Source organism: Rhodococcus sp. FH8, assembly GCF_019266085.1.
Classification (GTDB): domain Bacteria; phylum Actinomycetota; class Actinomycetes; order Mycobacteriales; family Mycobacteriaceae; genus Rhodococcus_F; species Rhodococcus_F qingshengii.
Window position 1 is genome coordinate 45,167 of record NZ_LPNQ01000076.1, and the last position, 16,820, is coordinate 61,986.

General features: G+C 61.2%; 18 protein-coding genes and 1 riboswitch. Of the genes, 6 read left to right on the top strand and 12 right to left on the bottom strand.

The window, feature by feature from the left end; genetic code table 11:
• The first annotated feature begins 2 nt into the window (after positions 1–2).
• Positions 3–329 (top strand): hypothetical protein, encoded by a 327-nt coding sequence (locus ATN38_RS21170; protein ID WP_003941339.1) that lies wholly within the window; start codon positions 3–5, stop codon positions 327–329.
• 1 nt (position 330) lies between these two features.
• On the opposite strand, the gene ATN38_RS21175 is transcribed toward ATN38_RS21170, so the two are convergent.
• The 3 genes from ATN38_RS21175 to ATN38_RS21185 all read right to left on the bottom strand — a co-directional run bounded on the left by ATN38_RS21175 (position 331) and on the right by ATN38_RS21185 (position 3,877).
• Positions 331–684, bottom strand: coding sequence for a UBP-type zinc finger domain-containing protein (locus tag ATN38_RS21175; RefSeq protein ID WP_003941317.1), 354 nt, complete (start codon positions 682–684; stop codon positions 331–333).
• A 70-nt stretch (positions 685–754) separates the two neighbouring features.
• A complete protein-coding gene (locus ATN38_RS21180; protein ID WP_003941311.1) occupies positions 755–2,191 on the bottom strand; it encodes an ATP-binding protein in 1,437 nt (478 codons plus the stop codon).
• A gap of 9 nt (positions 2,192–2,200) precedes the next feature.
• Entirely contained in the window at positions 2,201–3,877 is a 1,677-nt protein-coding gene (locus ATN38_RS21185; protein WP_019749255.1) for an FAD-dependent oxidoreductase, read from the bottom strand.
• A 180-nt stretch (positions 3,878–4,057) separates the two neighbouring features.
• On the opposite strand from ATN38_RS21185, the gene ATN38_RS21190 reads away from it, so the two are divergent.
• Entirely contained in the window at positions 4,058–4,585 is a 528-nt protein-coding gene (locus ATN38_RS21190) for a DUF3558 domain-containing protein (RefSeq protein WP_230793354.1), read from the top strand.
• Between the two features lie 160 nt (positions 4,586–4,745).
• Positions 4,746–4,952 carry a hypothetical protein gene (locus ATN38_RS21195; protein ID WP_230793355.1) on the top strand — a complete coding sequence of 69 codons (207 nt, stop codon included), beginning with the start codon at positions 4,746–4,748 and terminating at the stop codon, positions 4,950–4,952.
• 56 nt (positions 4,953–5,008) lie between these two features.
• On the opposite strand, the gene ATN38_RS21200 is transcribed toward ATN38_RS21195, so the two are convergent.
• The gene (locus ATN38_RS21200; protein WP_007726074.1) at positions 5,009–5,470 is read right to left on the bottom strand and encodes a 6,7-dimethyl-8-ribityllumazine synthase; all 462 of its coding nucleotides are present in this window, start codon (positions 5,468–5,470) and stop codon (positions 5,009–5,011) included.
• Positions 5,471–5,516: 46 nt separating this feature from the next.
• Positions 5,517–6,029 carry an Lrp/AsnC family transcriptional regulator gene (locus ATN38_RS21205; protein WP_003941343.1) on the bottom strand — a complete coding sequence of 171 codons (513 nt, stop codon included), beginning with the start codon at positions 6,027–6,029 and terminating at the stop codon, positions 5,517–5,519.
• A gap of 219 nt (positions 6,030–6,248) precedes the next feature.
• Between ATN38_RS21205 and ATN38_RS21210 the strand changes: the two genes are divergently transcribed.
• The 3 genes from ATN38_RS21210 (at position 6,249) to ATN38_RS21220 (ending at position 10,093) form a co-directional block, all read left to right on the top strand.
• On the top strand, positions 6,249–7,364 hold the full coding sequence (locus ATN38_RS21210; RefSeq protein WP_003941274.1) for a Glu/Leu/Phe/Val dehydrogenase: 1,116 nt from the start codon (positions 6,249–6,251) through the stop codon (positions 7,362–7,364).
• 129 nt (positions 7,365–7,493) lie between these two features.
• Positions 7,494–8,612, top strand: a complete 1,119-nt coding sequence (locus ATN38_RS21215) for a class I SAM-dependent methyltransferase (protein WP_058227702.1) — start codon at positions 7,494–7,496, stop codon at positions 8,610–8,612.
• Positions 8,613–8,725: 113 nt separating this feature from the next.
• Positions 8,726–10,093 (top strand): acetamidase/formamidase family protein, encoded by a 1,368-nt coding sequence (locus tag ATN38_RS21220; protein WP_218748594.1) that lies wholly within the window; start codon positions 8,726–8,728, stop codon positions 10,091–10,093.
• A gap of 21 nt (positions 10,094–10,114) precedes the next feature.
• Here the strand turns inward: ATN38_RS21220 and ATN38_RS21225 are convergent, their stop codons facing one another.
• The 7 genes from ATN38_RS21225 to ATN38_RS21255 all read right to left on the bottom strand — a co-directional run bounded on the left by ATN38_RS21225 (position 10,115) and on the right by ATN38_RS21255 (position 16,524).
• Positions 10,115–11,461, bottom strand: coding sequence for a hypothetical protein (locus tag ATN38_RS21225; protein ID WP_058227700.1), 1,347 nt, complete (start codon positions 11,459–11,461; stop codon positions 10,115–10,117).
• Between the two features lie 213 nt (positions 11,462–11,674).
• Positions 11,675–12,157, bottom strand: coding sequence for a hypothetical protein (locus tag ATN38_RS21230; protein ID WP_003941346.1), 483 nt, complete (start codon positions 12,155–12,157; stop codon positions 11,675–11,677).
• Between the two features lie 165 nt (positions 12,158–12,322).
• Positions 12,323–12,880: a LysM peptidoglycan-binding domain-containing protein gene (locus ATN38_RS21235; protein ID WP_003941373.1), complete on the bottom strand. Its 558-nt coding sequence runs from the start codon at positions 12,878–12,880 to the stop codon at positions 12,323–12,325.
• 288 nt (positions 12,881–13,168) lie between these two features.
• On the bottom strand, positions 13,169–13,963 hold the full coding sequence (locus ATN38_RS21240; RefSeq protein WP_039972652.1) for an ABC transporter ATP-binding protein: 795 nt from the start codon (positions 13,961–13,963) through the stop codon (positions 13,169–13,171).
• An 8-nt stretch (positions 13,964–13,971) separates the two neighbouring features.
• On the bottom strand, positions 13,972–14,775 hold the full coding sequence (locus tag ATN38_RS21245) for an ABC transporter permease (RefSeq protein ID WP_003941393.1): 804 nt from the start codon (positions 14,773–14,775) through the stop codon (positions 13,972–13,974).
• Positions 14,753–15,781: an ABC transporter substrate-binding protein gene (locus tag ATN38_RS21250; RefSeq protein ID WP_030536827.1), complete on the bottom strand. Its 1,029-nt coding sequence runs from the start codon at positions 15,779–15,781 to the stop codon at positions 14,753–14,755. Before ATN38_RS21250 ends, ATN38_RS21245 begins: the two co-directional genes overlap by 23 nt.
• On the bottom strand, positions 15,781–16,524 hold the full coding sequence (locus ATN38_RS21255; protein WP_007726090.1) for a TenA family protein: 744 nt from the start codon (positions 16,522–16,524) through the stop codon (positions 15,781–15,783). The genes ATN38_RS21250 and ATN38_RS21255 overlap by 1 nt, the downstream gene beginning before the upstream one ends.
• Positions 16,512–16,607: riboswitch (TPP riboswitch) on the bottom strand. (Overlaps the previous gene by 13 nt.)
• Positions 16,608–16,820 lie beyond the last annotated feature (213 nt).

Here is a 16,820-nt window from a genome sequence, read left to right on the forward strand (position 1 = left end):
TGATGTCCGGTTTGTATCTGGAGAAGAGGGTCGCAGAGGATCTGGCGAAGGCGTGTGATGATCTAATTTCGCTGTTCAGGTCACTGTCGGACGATGCGAACTATCTCGGGCAAGTGGGAGGCTTCGGCACTCTCGGATCCGCCCGGGCACTGCAGGTTAAGTTCGAGGAAAAGGCGGTTGGCGGCCCGGATGCGCTCGTCGATGTGCTGGCGAGTCATATCGCGGTCGTGGAGGCAATGCAGGCTCAGTTTCAAGCCTGCATCGACAACGCATTCGAGCAGGAGTCGTCGAACGTCTCGACTTTGAGGTCGATCGACCAACCGAACTGAGTCAGTGGATGTGTTGCTGCCAATCGGCTGGGACACGACCCTTAGGCCCCGGCGTCGGCTGATCTACGGGATGTGAAGTGGGCGCGGCCAATTCTGGTCCATCGTATGCCTCGTTGGTTTCGAAGCTCCAGAACCAATCCTCACCGGGTTCGTAGCTCTGCATGAACGGATGCTTTGTCGAGGCCGCATGCTTGCTCGCGTGCTGTGACGGTGAGGAGTCGCAACACCCCACGTGACCGCATTGCGCGCATCGACGCAGGTGGACCCACCAACCGCCGCTCGCATCGCATTCAACGCATCCCGCGCCACTAGGCGGCACGCTCGGATCGATCCCCGCTGGAAGTCCGTCGGTCATGGTCCACCCTCTCGCTGACTGAAGTCGGTCATTTCATCGTGCGCTTTGCCTACCGGCCGTGCAAGGGCGACTAGTCGTCGCGCGTATCCCGCGGTGGGCCCGCGATTGGCAACAAAACTCTGAACCGGGTGTTACCGGGCTCCGACGTGACCCGCAGCTCACCACGATGCTTGCCGACCACAATTCGCCATGAAATATCAAGGCCGAGACCGGTTCCCTCACCGACAGGCTTAGTCGTGAAGAAGGGTTCGAAGATCCTGTCGATGACGTCATCGGGAATCCCGGCGCCGGTGTCGCAGATCTCGATGCACACGCGGTCGCCATCGCGGCTTGTCCGAACGGTGAGTGTTCCCGATCCGTCCATGGCAGACACCGCATTGTCGATCAGGTTGGTCCACACCTGATTGAGTTCGGCGGCGTAGGCGTCGATCGGAGGCAACGCAAGGTCGTACTCCTTGACGACTTCGATTCCGCTTCCGATCTTTTGCCCCAACATGATCAACGTGCTGTCGAGCAATTCGTGGACATCGATGGTCTGGAAGGGAGCGCGATCCATCTGTGAGTACTGTTTGGCCGCACCGACGAGCGTCGAGATCCTCGTTGTGGAGTCGGCGATCTCGTTCATCAGGAGTTCGGATTCGATGGTGTAATTCAGCCAGCGAATTGCGCCTTCGAGTACGGACTCGTCAACGGCTGCAGCAACATTCTCGAGCCAAGCGGTGTCGAGTCCAGCCTGCACGAAGGTCGGAGCCAGGTCCCAACCTTCTCGAATCGAATGATCCTCGAACCATTCACCCAACGAATCCTCCCGATCGGAGGCTTCGAGGGGAGTGAGCGTCGGCGCCTTGGCGACAACTTCTGCAACTTCCTCTTGAAGTCGCATGAGAGTGACGAGGGCATCGCGGTCGTAGGTGCCCGATGCAACCATCCCCAGTTTGTGACGCATGCCTGCGACACGCTCGCGCAAAGAGGCTGTCGCTCGAACCGCTGCGGCTGCAGGGTTATTGAGCTCGTGAGTCAACCCGGCCGACAGTGATCCGAGTGCAAGGAGTCGCTCTCGCTGATCGATGATCTGCTGAGTGTTCTTCTTGCCGAAGAAAACACCTTCGAGCAGATGAACCGCCATCGGAAACCACTCCCGCATCGCGTTGCCGAATTTGTCGGCGTCCAGGACGAAAAACGTCGAAGGCGTCGTCACTCGCATCGACCCCGCGTACACCTGCGGTACCCGATCGCCGAGATACGCCGTCCATCCTCCCGAGTAGACGCCGCGCTGGGTGGTCCTGTTGATCTCGATGTCTTCGCCGCCCGACAGCTTGGACAGCACCACCTCGCCCTCGATGAGGACGTAGAAGCAGGTGGCAGGCTCACCTTCGAGGTAGACCTGACCTCGATCGATTTCGGTGATATGGCCTGCCTGGCAGAGTGATTCGAGCTGATCGTCGGTGAGCTTCTCGAACAGGAACAGGGTGCGGAGCAAGTCTGGGCTGCATTCAGGAATGGACATCGAATCTCCCTATTGTTGAGCGAGATAGCGGTGGACGAACATCACGGCCATCGCGCCCTCTCCGACGGCCGACGCGACGCGCTTGGCCGATTCGGCGTGTACGTCCCCGGCGACAAACACTCCGGGGACACTGGTTTCGAGATGATGTGGTGCGCGGTCGAGCGGCCACCCGTCCGGTGTGACGCCTTCGGACGGAAGGTCCGGGCCGGCAAGAACGAAGCCATTTCCGTCGCGGACCACCACGTCTCCGAGCCAGTCGGTCAGGGGAGCGGCACCGATGAAGATGAACAACCACTGAGCATCGACAGTGTCTTCTTCTCCGGTGGCTCTGTTACGCAGTGTAATTCGTTCGAGGTGATCGTCACCCTCAGCGCCGACTACCTCCGTGCACGTGCGCACGGTGATCTTCGGATTCTTTTCGATCTGCTGAATCAGGTAGTAGGACATCGAGGCTTCGAGCGAGTTGCCGCGAATGAGAATGGTGACGGACCTAGCTCCGCGGGAGAGATAGACCGCAGCTTGCCCTGCCGAATTGGCGCCGCCGACTATGTACACATCCTGCTCGCTGCACCGAGCGGCTTCGGTGACGGCCGATCCGTAGTAGACCCCTCGGCCGGTGTATGTATCGAGTCCCGGCGCCGAAAGCTGGCGATAGGAAACACCGGTCGCCAAGATGACCGAATGGGCGTCGACCGACGAACCGTCGTCGAAACGCACTGTGCGGGCCGAGCCGTTGATTTCCAAACCGGTGACGTCTCGCGCGGTGATGACCTCGGCGCCGAACTTGGTTGCCTGGCGCCTCGCCCGATCGGCCAACTGTGCGCCGGACACTCCGTCGGGGAAGCCGAGGTAGTTCTCGATTCGTGAACTCTGGCCGGCCTGACCGCCAGTCGCCCGCCGTTCGATGAGGACCGTCCGAAGTCCCTCCGAAGCGCCGTACAGAGCAGCGCCCAGACCCGCAGGGCCGCCGCCGATGACAACGAGATCGTAAAAGTCTTCGGAGAGGGTGGTACTCAACCCGAGTTTGTCGGCGAGTTCGGCGTCAGTGGGCTCGACAAGGACATCCCCATTGGATGCGATGACGACGGGAAGCCGCAGTTCGTCGGTACCGGCAGCCGAGAGCAGTCGTTGGCCTTCCGGCTCGTCTGACATGTACCAGCGATAGGCAAGTTGGTTGCGTGCCAAGAACTCTCGGACGTCGGATGATCGCTCGGACCAACGATGGCCGATCACCTTGGTTTCCTCGGCGGGGTGATGACTCGAACTTGCCCAGGCATCGAGCAGCGCATCGATGACGGGGTACAGCTTCTCTTCCGGCGGATCCCAAGGCTTGAGGAGGTAGTGGTCGAGGTCGACGACGTTGATGGCGTCGATCGCAGCATCGGTGTCGGCGTACGCGGTGAGGAGAACGCGACGAGCTACGGGATACAGGTCCATTGCCTGTTCGAGGAACTCGATTCCACTCAAACCGGGCATGCGGTAATCGGCGACGATCACAGCGACTGCATCGCCGCGAAGTTTCATTTCACGCAAGGTTTCGAGAGCCTGGTCGCCGGACTCCGCACGAATGATTCGGTACTTCTCTCCGTACCGTTTGCGAAGGTCTCGAACGACGGCACGCGAAACACCAGGATCGTCGTCGACGCTGAGGATCGCTGGTTTGGCCGGGGCTTTCGGTGCGCTCACTCGGTGCCTTCCCGAAGTCGTAGTCAACCTCTCCAGTATGCGACTGCTGAGCTGAGCGTCAATCGCTGAAGATGCGCTCTGAGTGAACCGGCGAACCTGAACTGGGAATTTCTTGATTGCGGGAACCGATCGAGCCTCCGGTGCATCCAATACAGTGGGTCCACATCAACAGGGGGTGTCATGCGGGGGTCGGTGGGGGTTGGGCGACTGCTCATGGCTGGGGTGTTGGTGTGGGCTGCGGCAGGATGCAGCTCAGTCGTGGAGGGGGCGGCTGAGCCTGCATCCGGCCAAGAGGGATTGTTCGATCCGTGCAAGGACATTCCGGACTCGGTTCTGGAGGAAGTGGGGCTTGATCCGGCTACCGAGGAAGCTGGTGCGGCGGGCGTGGAGCAGCCAGGATGGAAGATCTGTGGGTGGAGCGGGTCCTGGTATTTCTTGACCGTGTATTCATCGTCGTACACCGTCGACGATGTTCGACGGAATCCTGATTTCCGAGGTTTCGAGGAACTCACTGTCGGTGGGCGGCGTGGTATCGAGTATCAGCGCGTCGACGACGAGGACAACAATGGTTGCTACCTTGCTTTCTCGGTCGAACACGGCTCAATCTGGTTCAACGTAGAACGAAAGCTGTCTGAGGCTCGGCAAGAGTCCAGTTGTGTTGTTGTGCAGCGTCTGTCGGTCAATCTTGAACCGACGCTACCGAAATGAGGTCTCGGTGAGTGGGTCTGATCGAAGCAATGGGTCTGACGACTCGCGACTGGAAGTTGAGCCAGACATCGCACGTGATGTGGTTGCGGCATGCGAAGGGTTTCTTGGCGAACTCGATCAGATGCGCAGAAATCTGTTCGTGATTGCGAATGTTTCTGGAATGGGAACGCTCCAATCTGGAATCAACCTGGCCGAGAAGTTCTCCAAGAAAGCTAAGGATGGTGAAGATTCGTTGGAGAAGTCATTGAACAGCCACATCCAAGTGGTCACCGAGATGCGGGACTTCTTCCAGCAATGCGTCGACCGCTACGGCGAAGTCGACGACTCGAATGCCTCCGCACTGGCAAGCGTCGAGACCCCTCGATAGACACAAAAAATCTCGCTGAGCCGATGGCATTCGACTCAGCGAGACTTGGGTAACGACTAGTTGGTGGGCAGGGCCTTCAACGACTTGACGGTGGCGTCGACCGCGCGAGCAGCCTCGGCGCCCTTCTTCACGAAATGCGTGCTGAAGTAGTCGACGTGCTCGGCGTGCTCGTGGAAGTGATGCGGCGTCAAGACCACCGAGAAAACCGGAACGTCGGTGTCGAGCTGCACGCGCATCAGACCGTCGATGACAGCCGTCGCCACGAAGTCATGCCGGTAGATACCGCCGTCGACGACCAGACCTGCGGCAACGATGGCCTGGTAGCGGCCGGTCTTGGCCAACCGCCGAGCATGCAGCGGGATCTCGAAAGCTCCCGGTACCTCGAAGAAATCAACCGTGTCCTTGGGGTAGCCGAGCTCGACGATCGCGTCGGTGAATCCGTCGCGTGCACGGTCGACGATGTTGCGATGCCACGTCGCCTGAATGAACGCGATGCGCTGTCCCTGGATCTCACTCATAACCATGAAACTAGCGCACTTGGAAGCATCGACGCGACCACCCGTCCTAGTCCTGCTGACGGGGGAAGGCGGTCGAACGACCCCATCCGGCGTCATTGGTGAGGTGCTCGAGGAGAGGCTGAATTCGATACGGAAGGGGATTGGTCAGAGCGATGGTCGTGGTCGAATGCGTGACGCCTGGAAGTGACACGATCTGCTCGGCCAACTTCTGCAGCGCCGCGTGCGTCGAGGTGGCGACGCGAACGAGCAAATCCTCGCGACCGGTCGTGGCGTGAATTTCGATCACCTCGGGCAACTCGGTCAGACTCCGAGCGACTGCGCTGATCTTGCCCTGCTCGAGTTCCAGACCGACAAATGCCTGAATCGGGATACCGACCTCGGGGAGATTGAGATTCGGCCGAAACCCGGTGAGAAGTCCGTTGGATTCCATGCGCTTCATTCGCGACTGGACGGTGTTGCGGGCGACGCCCAACGAGTTGGCCAACTCGGCCACACTCATCCTCGAGTCCTTGCTGAGCAGTCCGAGCAACTGGACGTCGAGCTTGTCGATGCTGAGCACTTTGTGAACCTCTCCTCAGTGATATGAGTCACTGGATGATCGAATTGACTAGTTCAAGAGATTTGCATTGACCAAATCGTAACTCAGGCAGAGCATTGGTTCCACGAATTGCTCAGCGGGATTCTCTTTGGGTTATTTGTCCCCAATAGTACCCAATGGCCAATTCGTCCCAATATTTCGACTGCGCCCCGTTAATCCTTCGGAAAGGTCTATCCCACAATGACTCTCACCGCCGAGCCCGTGAACTCTGTTGTTTCCCATGACGACACTGCGGGCGTGTTCGATCGCGCCGACTACCTGCGCGATTACCCCCACGAGCAGGTGAGCTTCTTCCAGGATCCCGCGAGCGGCCTCAAGGCCATCGTCGCCATCCACTCCACGACGCTCGGTCCCGCGCTCGGCGGAACGCGCTTCTACCCGTACTCCGACGAATCTGCCGCAGTCACAGACGTTTTGCGCCTCTCGCGCGGCATGACCTACAAGGCTGCGGTTGCCGGCGTCGACCTCGGCGGCGGCAAGGCTGTCATCATCGGCGACCCCGCAACGGCCAAGACCGACGAATTGCTCGGCGCCTACGCAAAATTCGTCCAGACCCTCGGTGGCCGCTACATCACCGCTGGTGACGTCGGAACCAACTCCAACGATCTCGACATCATCGGTCGCAACACCGACTTCGTCGTCGGCCGCAACGCTACGGTCGGCGGTTCCGGCGACAGCGCTCCGATGACGGCCCTCGGCGTATTCCAGTCGATGCGCGCCGCGGCACAGTCGCATTGGGGCACTCCGTCGCTCGCAGGCAAGACTGTTGGTGTCGAGGGCACAGGCAAGGTCGGCTACGAGCTGATCAAGCTCCTCCTCGCAGACGGCGCAACCGTTCTCGCGACCGACGTCAACGCCGCAGCGCTCGACCGTGTCAAGGCTGACTTCCCACAGGTGAGCATCGTCGACAGCATCATCGACGCCGATCTGGACGTTTACGCACCGTGTGCGATGGGCGCAACACTCACCGACACGACCGCACGCTCGATCAAGGCCGAGGTTGTCTGCGGCGCTGCCAACAACCAGCTCACCGTGCCCGAGGTCGAGAACATCCTCCGCGACCGCGGCATCACCTGGACCCCTGACTACGTGGCCAACGGCGGCGGCCTCATCCAGGTTGCCGGCGAGCTGAAGGGCAACTCGGCCGAAGAGGTCAAGCTCAAGGTCGAGAAGATCTTCGACACGGTCACCGAGATCTTCGCGAAGTCGAAGAAGGATGGAATCCTCGCCGGCGAGGCTGCTGACGCGGTCGCCGAGGCTCGGATCGCCGAGGCAGCTCGCGTCGCCAAGGGCTGACATCCCTCTCGCAGTCGTGTAGCGCGGCCGGTCCCGACTAGTGTGGACACCAGACGAGCAGATTTTGCAGATCTGGACCACATCAGCCGGTAGACCGGCCGCTATGCGTCGGACGCCGGAAGGGCTTACATGACTGAACAATTCGCTGTGTGGACCGAGAACGACGCCGAGCAATCGGCCCGTTGGGGTTCGACGAGCAACGCCCCGGCGCCCAAGCGCATCGTCGTCGCCGACGACACGATGAAGGCCGACGTCGCCTATCGCTTGGCATGCGAAGGCACGGCGTTATTGTGGCGCGGAGATTTTCAGAACGTTCGCCAACTGTCGAAGGCCGTCGCGTCGCGCATCGACCGCAAGCCGCGCCGAGCGTCCGACGACCCAGCCAAAGCCTTCCATCTCCACCGGCAGACCCAAGGACGCCGCGCGCAGATCCTCGGTATGCTGCTCATTCCCTTGGATGCAGATCTGTCGATTCCACTCCGGCGAGCCCCGGACGCGCAAGTAGCGTTGACCGAAGCCTTCGGGATTACCGGTGAGCCTTCGGTTCGCTCGTTGCGTGACATCCTCGGCGCGATCGGCGCTCACGAGTGGCACCGCAAAGGTGTTTTCATCGAGGCTCTCGACGCACGAGTGCATCCCGCTTTCGGAGTGTTCTCACCCGTCCGCGGGGAGTATGTCGATCTTGTCGCGTCTGCTTCGCTACCTTCGACGGAATCTGCTTTCGATATCGGAACAGGTACCGGCGTTCTTGCTGCCGTCCTGGCGCGGCGTGGCGTCAAGACGGTGACGGCCACCGACCAGGACCCCCGGGCATTGCAATGCGCGCGCACCAACCTGTCGCGGCTTGGCTACGGCGATCAGGTGAACGTGGTGGAAGCAGACCTCTTTCCCGAAGGCACCGCTCCGTTGGTGGTCTGCAATCCTCCCTGGATTCCGGCCAAGGCCACCTCGCCCATCGAATACGCCGTCTACGACCCCGCTGGAGCGATGCTGAAGGGCTTCCTGACTGGTGTCGCAGCGCATCTGGACGACGGGGGAGAAGCGTGGCTGATCCTCTCGGACATTGCCGAACACCTCGGTCTCCGAACGCGATCCGAACTGCACGATCTGATTGCGGCCGGTGGGCTCACTGTTGTCGATCGCATGGACGTCAAACCGACGCACGCAAAGGTCAGTGACCGAACCGATGCGCTTCACGCTGCCCGGGCACGAGAGACGACCTCGCTCTGGCGGCTTCGCCGTCGCTGAATTCATTCTCAGTCAGCGGTATTTCCTTGCCATGAAATGGTAATGAACGAGTAACAAATCGGGTCTAGCTTTCTTCGCAGTCGCACATCGTCACGCACTCCGGAGGAATCTCGATGGAATACACTCTTGCCCGCAACGCAGCCGAAGACCTGACGAAAGGTCTTGGCCGACGCGGATTCATGAGGGCAGTCGCTGCCCTCGGTGCGGGCGTAGGAGTTGCCGGTGTGGCTTCGGGATGCGCGCACTCGAACGCGTCACCGGCTGGATCGTCCTCCTCTGCACTACCGTTCGCCGATGGCATTCCGATTCTGCAACCGGGCAGCGGAAACGTCAGTGGCGATCACTATCTGAGTTCGGATCCGTCGGACGTCATGTGGGGTTATGTGCCCAACATCCACACCCGCGAGGTGATGCGGATGAAGTCGGGCCAGACCGTCACGATCGACGCCCTCTCGCACGAGGGAATTCTTGAGGATCAAGGGCGCAATCCTCTCGAATACTTCGGTAGCAAAGGCGTTTCCGAGAAGGACGTGCTCGAGGATGCGATTGCCGTTGCGGCCGAATACAACCGAACCGAACGAAACTTCGACAAGGACGGACCGCACGTCGTCACCGGCCCGGTCTTCGTCGAAGGCGCCCAGCCTGGAGACGTACTCAAGATCGAGACTCTCGAAGCCATTCCCCGCGTGCCGTACGGCGTTGTGTCGAGCAGACACGGCAAGGGCGCTCTCGCCGTCACAGCAGACGGAACCGCTCCAGCGGGAATCACTCTGGACGAAGTCATGCCGCCGGTCGCCACAGACGGGCGCGCAACAAAGGACCCGTTGAAGTACGGCGGTGTTTCCACTTTCACGGCGATCGAAGACGGCAAGGGCGTGATGCCTTTCGGACAGTCGAAGGTGCGGTTTCCCCTGCGGCCCTTCATGGGAATGATGGGAGTTGCCTATTCTGCGGATGCAGACCCGACATCCCCGTCGTCGAACTCCATTCCTCCGACCCTGGGCGGCGGAAACATCGACATCAGGCCTCTCGGTGTCGGATCAACCTTCTATTTGCCGGTATTCGCTGAAGGCGCCCTCTTCTACGTCGGTGACCCCCACATGGCCATGGGCGACGGCGAGGCAGCGCTGACGGCGATGGAAGGTTCGCTGCGCGGCACGTTCCGACTAAGCGTGTGCAAGAAGAACTCCGGTGAGGCTCCATCGGTGGCTTTCGGATACCCGTTCGCCGAGACCGAGGAGGCCTGGATTCCGATCGGCCTGTCCGACCCCAACGGTTCGGTCGATGGGCAGAACAGTGACCTCAACGGTGCCATGCGACGTGCGGTGGTCAACGCACTCGACTTCCTCGAGCATGATCGCGGCATGGATCGAGCGACGGCCTACGCGTATCTTTCTGCCGCAGCCGATTTCACGGTCTCGCAGGTTGTCGATCGAACCGTTGGCGTCCACGGACAGATCTTCAAATCCCACTTCGAATAGCGGGAAAGCCGATCCGTGTTATCAGGACGGATCGTCGAAGAGGCTCTGTTGCAAGGGATCGGCAAACAAGCCCATCTGCTCAGGTTGCGGCTTTGCCGGCGTCTCGGTTCGAGAATTGGGCAGGACCACCAGTCGCAAAGCCCCTCGCAGACGGTCGACCATGAGTTCCCACCCGCCGACCTGATCCTCGTATTCCGCAGCCTCTTCGGCGTCTCCGCGACTGTGGGCGTCCACAGCCTGACTACGCAGCTGAATCTGCCATTCGTTGCTGATGTGGAGGAGCTGAAGAATCAGATCGCGATCACGACCGCAGACATCGGCTACCGCGTCGAGATCCTCGGCCACATCCAGATCGAGGTGCAGCAGGGTCTCGAGTTCGGGAGGCAGGTCCTCGGCTGTCAGATCGGGCTGTAGAGAGGAGGAATCACCGCTCTTGTTCGCGAAGAAGAGGTCTCCGCCGACGCGTGCGGCGAACTCGTCGTCCACGGTACGCAGGAACGATGTCAGGGCGGCGCACGTATCGGTGAGTTGCTTGGGAACGAATGGTGAACCCGCCACCTCGAGGAACACCGACAGACGGTCGTCGATCAAGACGAACTTGATGCGCGACCACTTGCGGTTGAGATCGGCGATGACCTCGGCTGCACGGGTGCGGTTGCTGATGTCCTGAACGAGCGGCGAGAACAACTGCACGTCCATGGACTCGGAAAGTGGACCGACGAACATGACAGTCGAACCGACACGAATGGGTATGTCGCCGTCGCTGTCTCGCTCGGGAAGAGTGCCGAGCATGGGAAGCAAAGCGAGAGTGACCAACTCCTTGAGATGGTCGATGTCGTTGGGCATGTAGGCCGCGGTGGGGTCGAGGGTCGGAAGTTCTGTCGACTCGACGACCGACGGATCGAAATCCGGAGTCTGCTCGTTGCCGGTGAGATCGCTGGATAGAAAAGCCGGGTGCTGCACACCGAACACATCACGGAATGCAGCGACAGTCATCGCTGCGAGCTGATCGGCCCAGTTCTGTGCCTTGTCGACGCAGAAGGCGGGGGAGTTGTTCGGATCCTCGAGATTCTCGGAAGGCGGATTCCAGCCGAGTGCGATCAACTTTTGTTCGTCGGCATCTTCGAGTCGATAGCGTGGATGAAGGAAGTCGTTGGAAGGAACCTCGCAGCGGACTGTGTTCTTGTCCCACACGAGGAACTGAACGCATGGCGCTGCGCCGTCAGCTGGATCGAAGTCGCCGGTGGACGATTCCACGGCAAGCACGTCGCCGTCGACCATGATGGAAATGTGATCGCCGAGGCGACGTTGAAATTCTGCCCACGCCCGGTCGACACTGACATCGAGATCGAAGCCCATTGCGCTCATCAGCCACCTCCTTCCGCAAAAGCTCAGACCTATACGGTATCGCGAGGCTCCGACAATGCTGCTGTCCTTTTCCGGTCGACCGGATTGCAGCGGACCACGAACCGTGACGGCGAGGAAGGTAGTCGCAGGTAGATCGGTTATTCGAGAGCGGCGACTGAAGTGTGCCTGTAACCGCCGTCACGCCAGGCGGGTGTGCGGGCGAAAGAGCGAGGGTTATCCGGCGAGAACGGGCGAGACCTCGACGACGGGCGGCGTGGACCCGGTCGTGACAACGGGGGTGGTGCTGGTCTTGGTGGTTGTGGCCGTCGCGGTCGGTGACGAGGTCGCGGTAGCCGACGCAGTTGTGGTGGATGAGACGGGTGTTGTCGTACTGGTGGCCGTCGTAGTCGAGGTGGCGGAGCTCGTGCTTGTCGCGGTCACCACAAGCGGCTGATTGCGAGGAGCGGTCGTCTCGTCGGCGATTCGCCAGGTCGGCGTCGGCGGGATGACAACCGTGGGGACTGCAACCGAGCTGTAGAACGCGGCCGGTTCGATCCCGGCGACGGACTCCACGGAAACCGACGAGACCAGAGTGGGAGGCTTCACCACAGGGCCGCCGGCACCGAATGCGCCGGCTGCTCCGCCGAAAACGAGGCCTGATGTCAGAGAAAGAGCGGCCACTGCGACAGCGCCGATCATGACTGTTCTGTCTTTCATGCACACCTGTCCTTCGGGAGCAGTACGGAAGTACTGTAGGCGAAAAGATGCCGCAATGGAGTATCAGGGCCTGCTGGGCGGGACGCGAATCTGTGTGGCGTAGAACACAAAAGGCCCTGGGTGTCGACGCGGACGTCGGCACCCAGGGCCAGGTCAAGCAGTGAATCAGGCGGGGATCGTCAGTACCTGACCGGCGTTGATGAGATCCGGGTTCGGGATGCCGTTTGCATCCGCGATGCGCTGGTACTGGTTGCCGTCACCGTAGAAACGCTCTGCGATCGCCCACAGGGTGTCGCCGCTTTCGACGGTGTAGCTCTGCGCTGCCGGAGCGGCGGGGGCAGGCTCGGGCTCGGGTGCCGGAGCGGGCTCCGGGGCAGCCTCGGCGGCCGGCGCTGCGATTGCAGTGTCCGAAGACCACAGAGCATTTCCGCCGGCGGACAGAACGACGTTGCGATCGTCCTGAACCGAGAGGGAGGCACCGTCGTTGCCTGCGGTCTGCGATGCCCACACGGCGTCGGAGTCCTTGTAGATGACGAAGTTTCCGTCAGCCTGCACCTCGGCGCGGTTGGCGCCGGATCCGTTGGTGCCTGCGGCCCAAACAGCCTGTCCGCCCTCGGACAGAACCAGGTTGCCGTCGTCCTGCAAGGTGAGGGTGTATGCGCCGTTGTCGGACTTGAGTTCCTGGCCGACTCCGAGGCTCTGACCTGACTGCAGTGTGCTCACGCTGTCCCTTTCCAAATCTGTTGCGATGACTGTGCCTCCACGATTCCGCTTTACCGTCCAGTTACCTTCTGGCCGTTGGTCTCGTAGGCGACCGAGTGTACGTTACCGAAGAGTACAGAGAATTGTGCAGCGTTGACGGATTGCGTGTCGAGCGTTCGGATCTTGCTGATATTAAGGCGTTTTGGGCGAACGCGCCGCGACATCCTACGCGAAGTTGCACCGTTGCGATGCACTTTCTCTTGAACGGCAGGTGAAATCGGCGCGCTCTCAGCGCATTGTCAGTAACCGCTAGGGGTGTAGCGACTTGCGCGTCTCGTCGTGGAGAACGGCAAGCAGTTCACGCTCGACGTCGGCGAACTCGGGCGAGGTGATCATGTCCAGTTCGCGTGGCCTCGGCAAGGGAACGTCGACGACGCACCTGACCGTTGCCGGCCTCGCCGACAGAACGACCACGCGATCGGACAGATAGATCGCTTCACGAATATCGTGGGTGATCATCAGCACGGTCCACCGGTACTGCTGCCACACGTCTTGCAGCCAGGCCTGCATCTCGGTGCGGGTCAACGAGTCCAGTGCGCCGAACGGCTCGTCGAGCAGCAGGACAGGTTTGCCCTGAACAACGGTGCGCAGCATCGCCGCTCGCTGGCGCATGCCGCCGGACAGCTGTGACGGCCGGGCGTCCTCGAATCCGGACAGTCCGAACGCCGGGAACAACTCGCGAGCGCGCTCGCGTGCTTCCTTCTTGCCGACTCCCTGCACTTCCAAACCGAGGGCCGTGTTGTCCAGTACCGAGCGCCAAGGGAACAGAAGATCCTTCTGCGGCATGTACGCGGTGTGCACCTCGGCGGCTGCTTCGGATTCCGTTGCGCGCGTGCCCACACGGACCGAACCCGCGGTCGGGGATTCGAGCCCGGCCAGGACGTTGAAGATCGTGCTCTTGCCGCAGCCGCTCGGCCCGATCACCGACACGAATTCGCCCGCGTCGGCGCCAAAGGACACCGAATCGAGCACGAGACGCGATTCTCCGGCCGTGTCGAACCTCTTGGTCAGGTCCTGGATTTCGACCATTGCATCCTCGACCATCGGGTCAGTCATGTCCGCGACCTTTCGTTCATCGCCCATGGTGCAACGATGCGCTCGATGGCGAACGTCAGCAAGTACAGCGTGACACTGATCAACGCGGTCACCAGTACGGCCGCCAACACCAGGTCGGTGCGGAAGGAGTTCTTCTGGGTGCTCATGTAGATACCCAAACCGGAAGTAGCGCCGACGTATTCGGAGAACACCGCACCCACGACCGCATACGTGATGCCGATGCGCAGGGCAGTGAAGAATCGCGGAATTGCCGAAGGAAGGCGAACGTATCGGAACTCCTGCCAGCGAGTGCTGCCCATACTGCGCAGGAGAGCGCCCGCTTCCCGATCGGCCGCGGCAAATCCCTCGATGAGTCCGATGGTCATGGGGAAGAACGTCGCAAGGGCGATCACCAACACCTTCGGCAACAGCCCGAAGCCGAACCAGATGATCATCAGCGGCGCGATGGCGATGATCGGCAGCGTCTGCGAGACGACAAAAAGTGGTACCAGCGCGCGTGACAACCACGGCGAAAAGTCCACGACCACAGCAAGAATCCAGGCCAATACCAATGAAACAGTGAAGCCGACCAACGTGACCTGCAATGTCGACCAGGCGTGGCCGGAGATGATCTCGCGGTTGTCCCACCCCTGGGACAGAACGCGCCCCGGAGACGGAAGTACTTGCGGCCGAATCCCACTGATCTCGACGTAGATCTGCCACGCCGCCACGAGGAGCACCACCACGGCGAGCGCGGGAAGCGCCCGCCGCATGGTCGAGACCAACCGTCCGCTCACGTCAGGACGCGTCGAGATACTCATTGGTGAAGTACTCCGACCAGTCCGGCTTCTGGGTCAACGGCTTCCCGTCGGGTCCGGCGAGCAATCCGTTCTCGAAGAGGAATCCCGAGTAGCCCGACCAGGTTTCGAGATTCTGGGCGCCCACAACACCGTTGGCGTCTTTCATGTAGTCGGCGGCGAGCATCCGCTGACTCTCACGCACGAGGTCTTCGTCGGTGAATGCTCCGGGGTTCGCGTCGATGAGATCCTGCGCGGCCTGGTCCGGGTTGTCGGCAGCAGTCTGATATCCGCGTTGAACGGCTTTGACGAACTTGCGTGCCTCGTCGGGATGGTCCTTCAACCACTGCTGGTTGCCGTTGATCACGATCGAATATGCATCGGGGAAGCCGTAATCGGTGTACTGGAAGTACCGCATCGGAGTTCCGTTTCGCTCCGCTTCGAGGCCTTCCCAAGCAAAGTAGGAGACGGTGAAGTCTGCCTGGCCCGAGTACACGGCTTCGTACGCGGAAGTTCCGAGCGTGACCGTCGTGAAGTTCCCGGTCCCGCCGTCGTTGCGGATGATCTGCTGCAGCGTTTCGACTTCGCCGGGATCGCCGAACCCGGCGTACGTCTTCCCGTCGAGATCACGTGGGCGCGTGATGTCCGCACGATCCGCCTTCACGCCGATGCCGGTGGCGCGGTGCTGAAGTGGCGCGATGACGGACGTCGTGGCGGCGCCGGCTGCACGGGCGAACGTGGCCTGACTCTGTGTGCTGATGCCGAACTCGGCATTGCCGGCATCGACCAGGGTGTCGGGCGAGGTGTTGTTGTACGGCAGGATCGAGACGTCCAGGCCGGCGTCCTCGAAGTAGCCCTCTTGGAGTGCTACGTACAAACCGGTGTGGTTCGTGTTCGGTGTCCAGTCGAGTGCGAACCGAATGGTCCCGTCGGAAGAGCCGGTGTCAGAGGCGCATCCGGTCAGAACTGTGAACGCGGCTGCGATCGCGGCAGACGTGGCAAGCGTGCGGCGCAGCGCCGCAAACGACATCACGACGCCGGCCAAGGCTGCTGGTGGAGTGCGGAATCCCAGAACATCAGCTCATAGCGGCTGGCGATGCGGAATGCTTCACTCATCGCCTCACGCTCTGTCTCGGTAGCAGCTTCGGCCGCAGCATCGACCAGTACGCGGGCCTGCGCCACCGACTCGTGGAATTCGGGTGCGTCGTAGGTCGTGACCCACTGTGCGTACGGATGCGACGGATCGGCGTCGAGTACCTCGCGCGCTGAAGCGGCAAGATCGCGGCCGACCTCGGCGTAGATCCAGAAGCAGGGGAGTACTGCCGCTGCGGAGACCGGGTAAGGCGCAGTTGCTGCAGTCGCCGTCAGATACGAGACGTATCCCAGGCAGGCCTGCGAATGCTCGAGCCTTCCCGATCCCGCTGGAAGAATTCCACCGGTGAGAAGTCCGTCGTGAAGCGCAGATTCCACTGTCGCTGCCGTGGACGCGGAATTCGACCAGAAGCCCGCGGACTGCGGATCCGGGGCATGGGCCGCGACCAGGGACAACGCTTTCGAATACCCCTCGAGATAAAGCTTGTCTTGCTCGATGTACGTGCGGAACGCGTCGAGAGGCAATGTTCCGTCGCCGAGGCGGCGGAGGAACTCCAGTGAGTCGATCGACTCGCGGAGGGCTTTCGTCTCGGCCCAGAGTCGATCTGTGAACCGATCCGTCGACGGCGCTGTGGCCACCGAGTTTTCGGCAGAATTGTATGCAGGCTGCGTAGTAGCCATGACATCCCTTCGTCAGCATTACCTGATCAGGTTCCCGGGTGTGTTCTCAGCCCCGCCCATGCGGAGCACCCCGTGTCAGAACTAGGCGACCTTAACACCGAGGGGTTGCGTACTCGGCGCACACCCGTCCGAGATTGGTAGGTTTGGTCTTGATTGCCACACGCGCGGGTCGGGAGGGGATTCAGACATGGAGACCGACGTTCGACCAAATCTCGGCGAGGACGGAACTCTGGTGATCCGGGCGCGAGGCGGAGAAGCCCGCGGGTATCCGGATGGCGGTGTATTCGCGTGGAAGG

Excerpts from the sequence above, each read along its gene's own strand:
- ATN38_RS21170 (WP_003941339.1), top strand. The coding sequence starts at position 3 with ATGTCCGGTTTGTATCTGGAGAAGAGGGTCGCAGAGGATCTGGCGAAG.
- ATN38_RS21175 (WP_003941317.1), bottom strand. The coding sequence starts at position 684 with ATGACCGACGGACTTCCAGCGGGGATCGATCCGAGCGTGCCGCCTAGT.
- ATN38_RS21180 (WP_003941311.1), bottom strand. The coding sequence starts at position 2,191 with ATGTCCATTCCTGAATGCAGCCCAGACTTGCTCCGCACCCTGTTCCTG.
- ATN38_RS21190 (WP_230793354.1), top strand. The coding sequence starts at position 4,058 with ATGCGGGGGTCGGTGGGGGTTGGGCGACTGCTCATGGCTGGGGTGTTG.
- ATN38_RS21195 (WP_230793355.1), top strand. The coding sequence starts at position 4,746 with ATGGGAACGCTCCAATCTGGAATCAACCTGGCCGAGAAGTTCTCCAAG.
- ATN38_RS21200 (WP_007726074.1), bottom strand. The coding sequence starts at position 5,470 with ATGAGTGAGATCCAGGGACAGCGCATCGCGTTCATTCAGGCGACGTGG.
- ATN38_RS21210 (WP_003941274.1), top strand. The coding sequence starts at position 6,249 with ATGACTCTCACCGCCGAGCCCGTGAACTCTGTTGTTTCCCATGACGAC.
- ATN38_RS21215 (WP_058227702.1), top strand. The coding sequence starts at position 7,494 with ATGACTGAACAATTCGCTGTGTGGACCGAGAACGACGCCGAGCAATCG.
- ATN38_RS21220 (WP_218748594.1), top strand. The coding sequence starts at position 8,726 with ATGGAATACACTCTTGCCCGCAACGCAGCCGAAGACCTGACGAAAGGT.
- ATN38_RS21225 (WP_058227700.1), bottom strand. The coding sequence starts at position 11,461 with ATGAGCGCAATGGGCTTCGATCTCGATGTCAGTGTCGACCGGGCGTGG.
- ATN38_RS21230 (WP_003941346.1), bottom strand. The coding sequence starts at position 12,157 with ATGAAAGACAGAACAGTCATGATCGGCGCTGTCGCAGTGGCCGCTCTT.
- ATN38_RS21240 (WP_039972652.1), bottom strand. The coding sequence starts at position 13,963 with ATGGTCGAGGATGCAATGGTCGAAATCCAGGACCTGACCAAGAGGTTC.
- ATN38_RS21245 (WP_003941393.1), bottom strand. The coding sequence starts at position 14,775 with ATGAGTATCTCGACGCGTCCTGACGTGAGCGGACGGTTGGTCTCGACC.
- ATN38_RS21250 (WP_030536827.1), bottom strand. The coding sequence starts at position 15,781 with ATGTCGTTTGCGGCGCTGCGCCGCACGCTTGCCACGTCTGCCGCGATC.
- ATN38_RS21255 (WP_007726090.1), bottom strand. The coding sequence starts at position 16,524 with ATGGCTACTACGCAGCCTGCATACAATTCTGCCGAAAACTCGGTGGCC.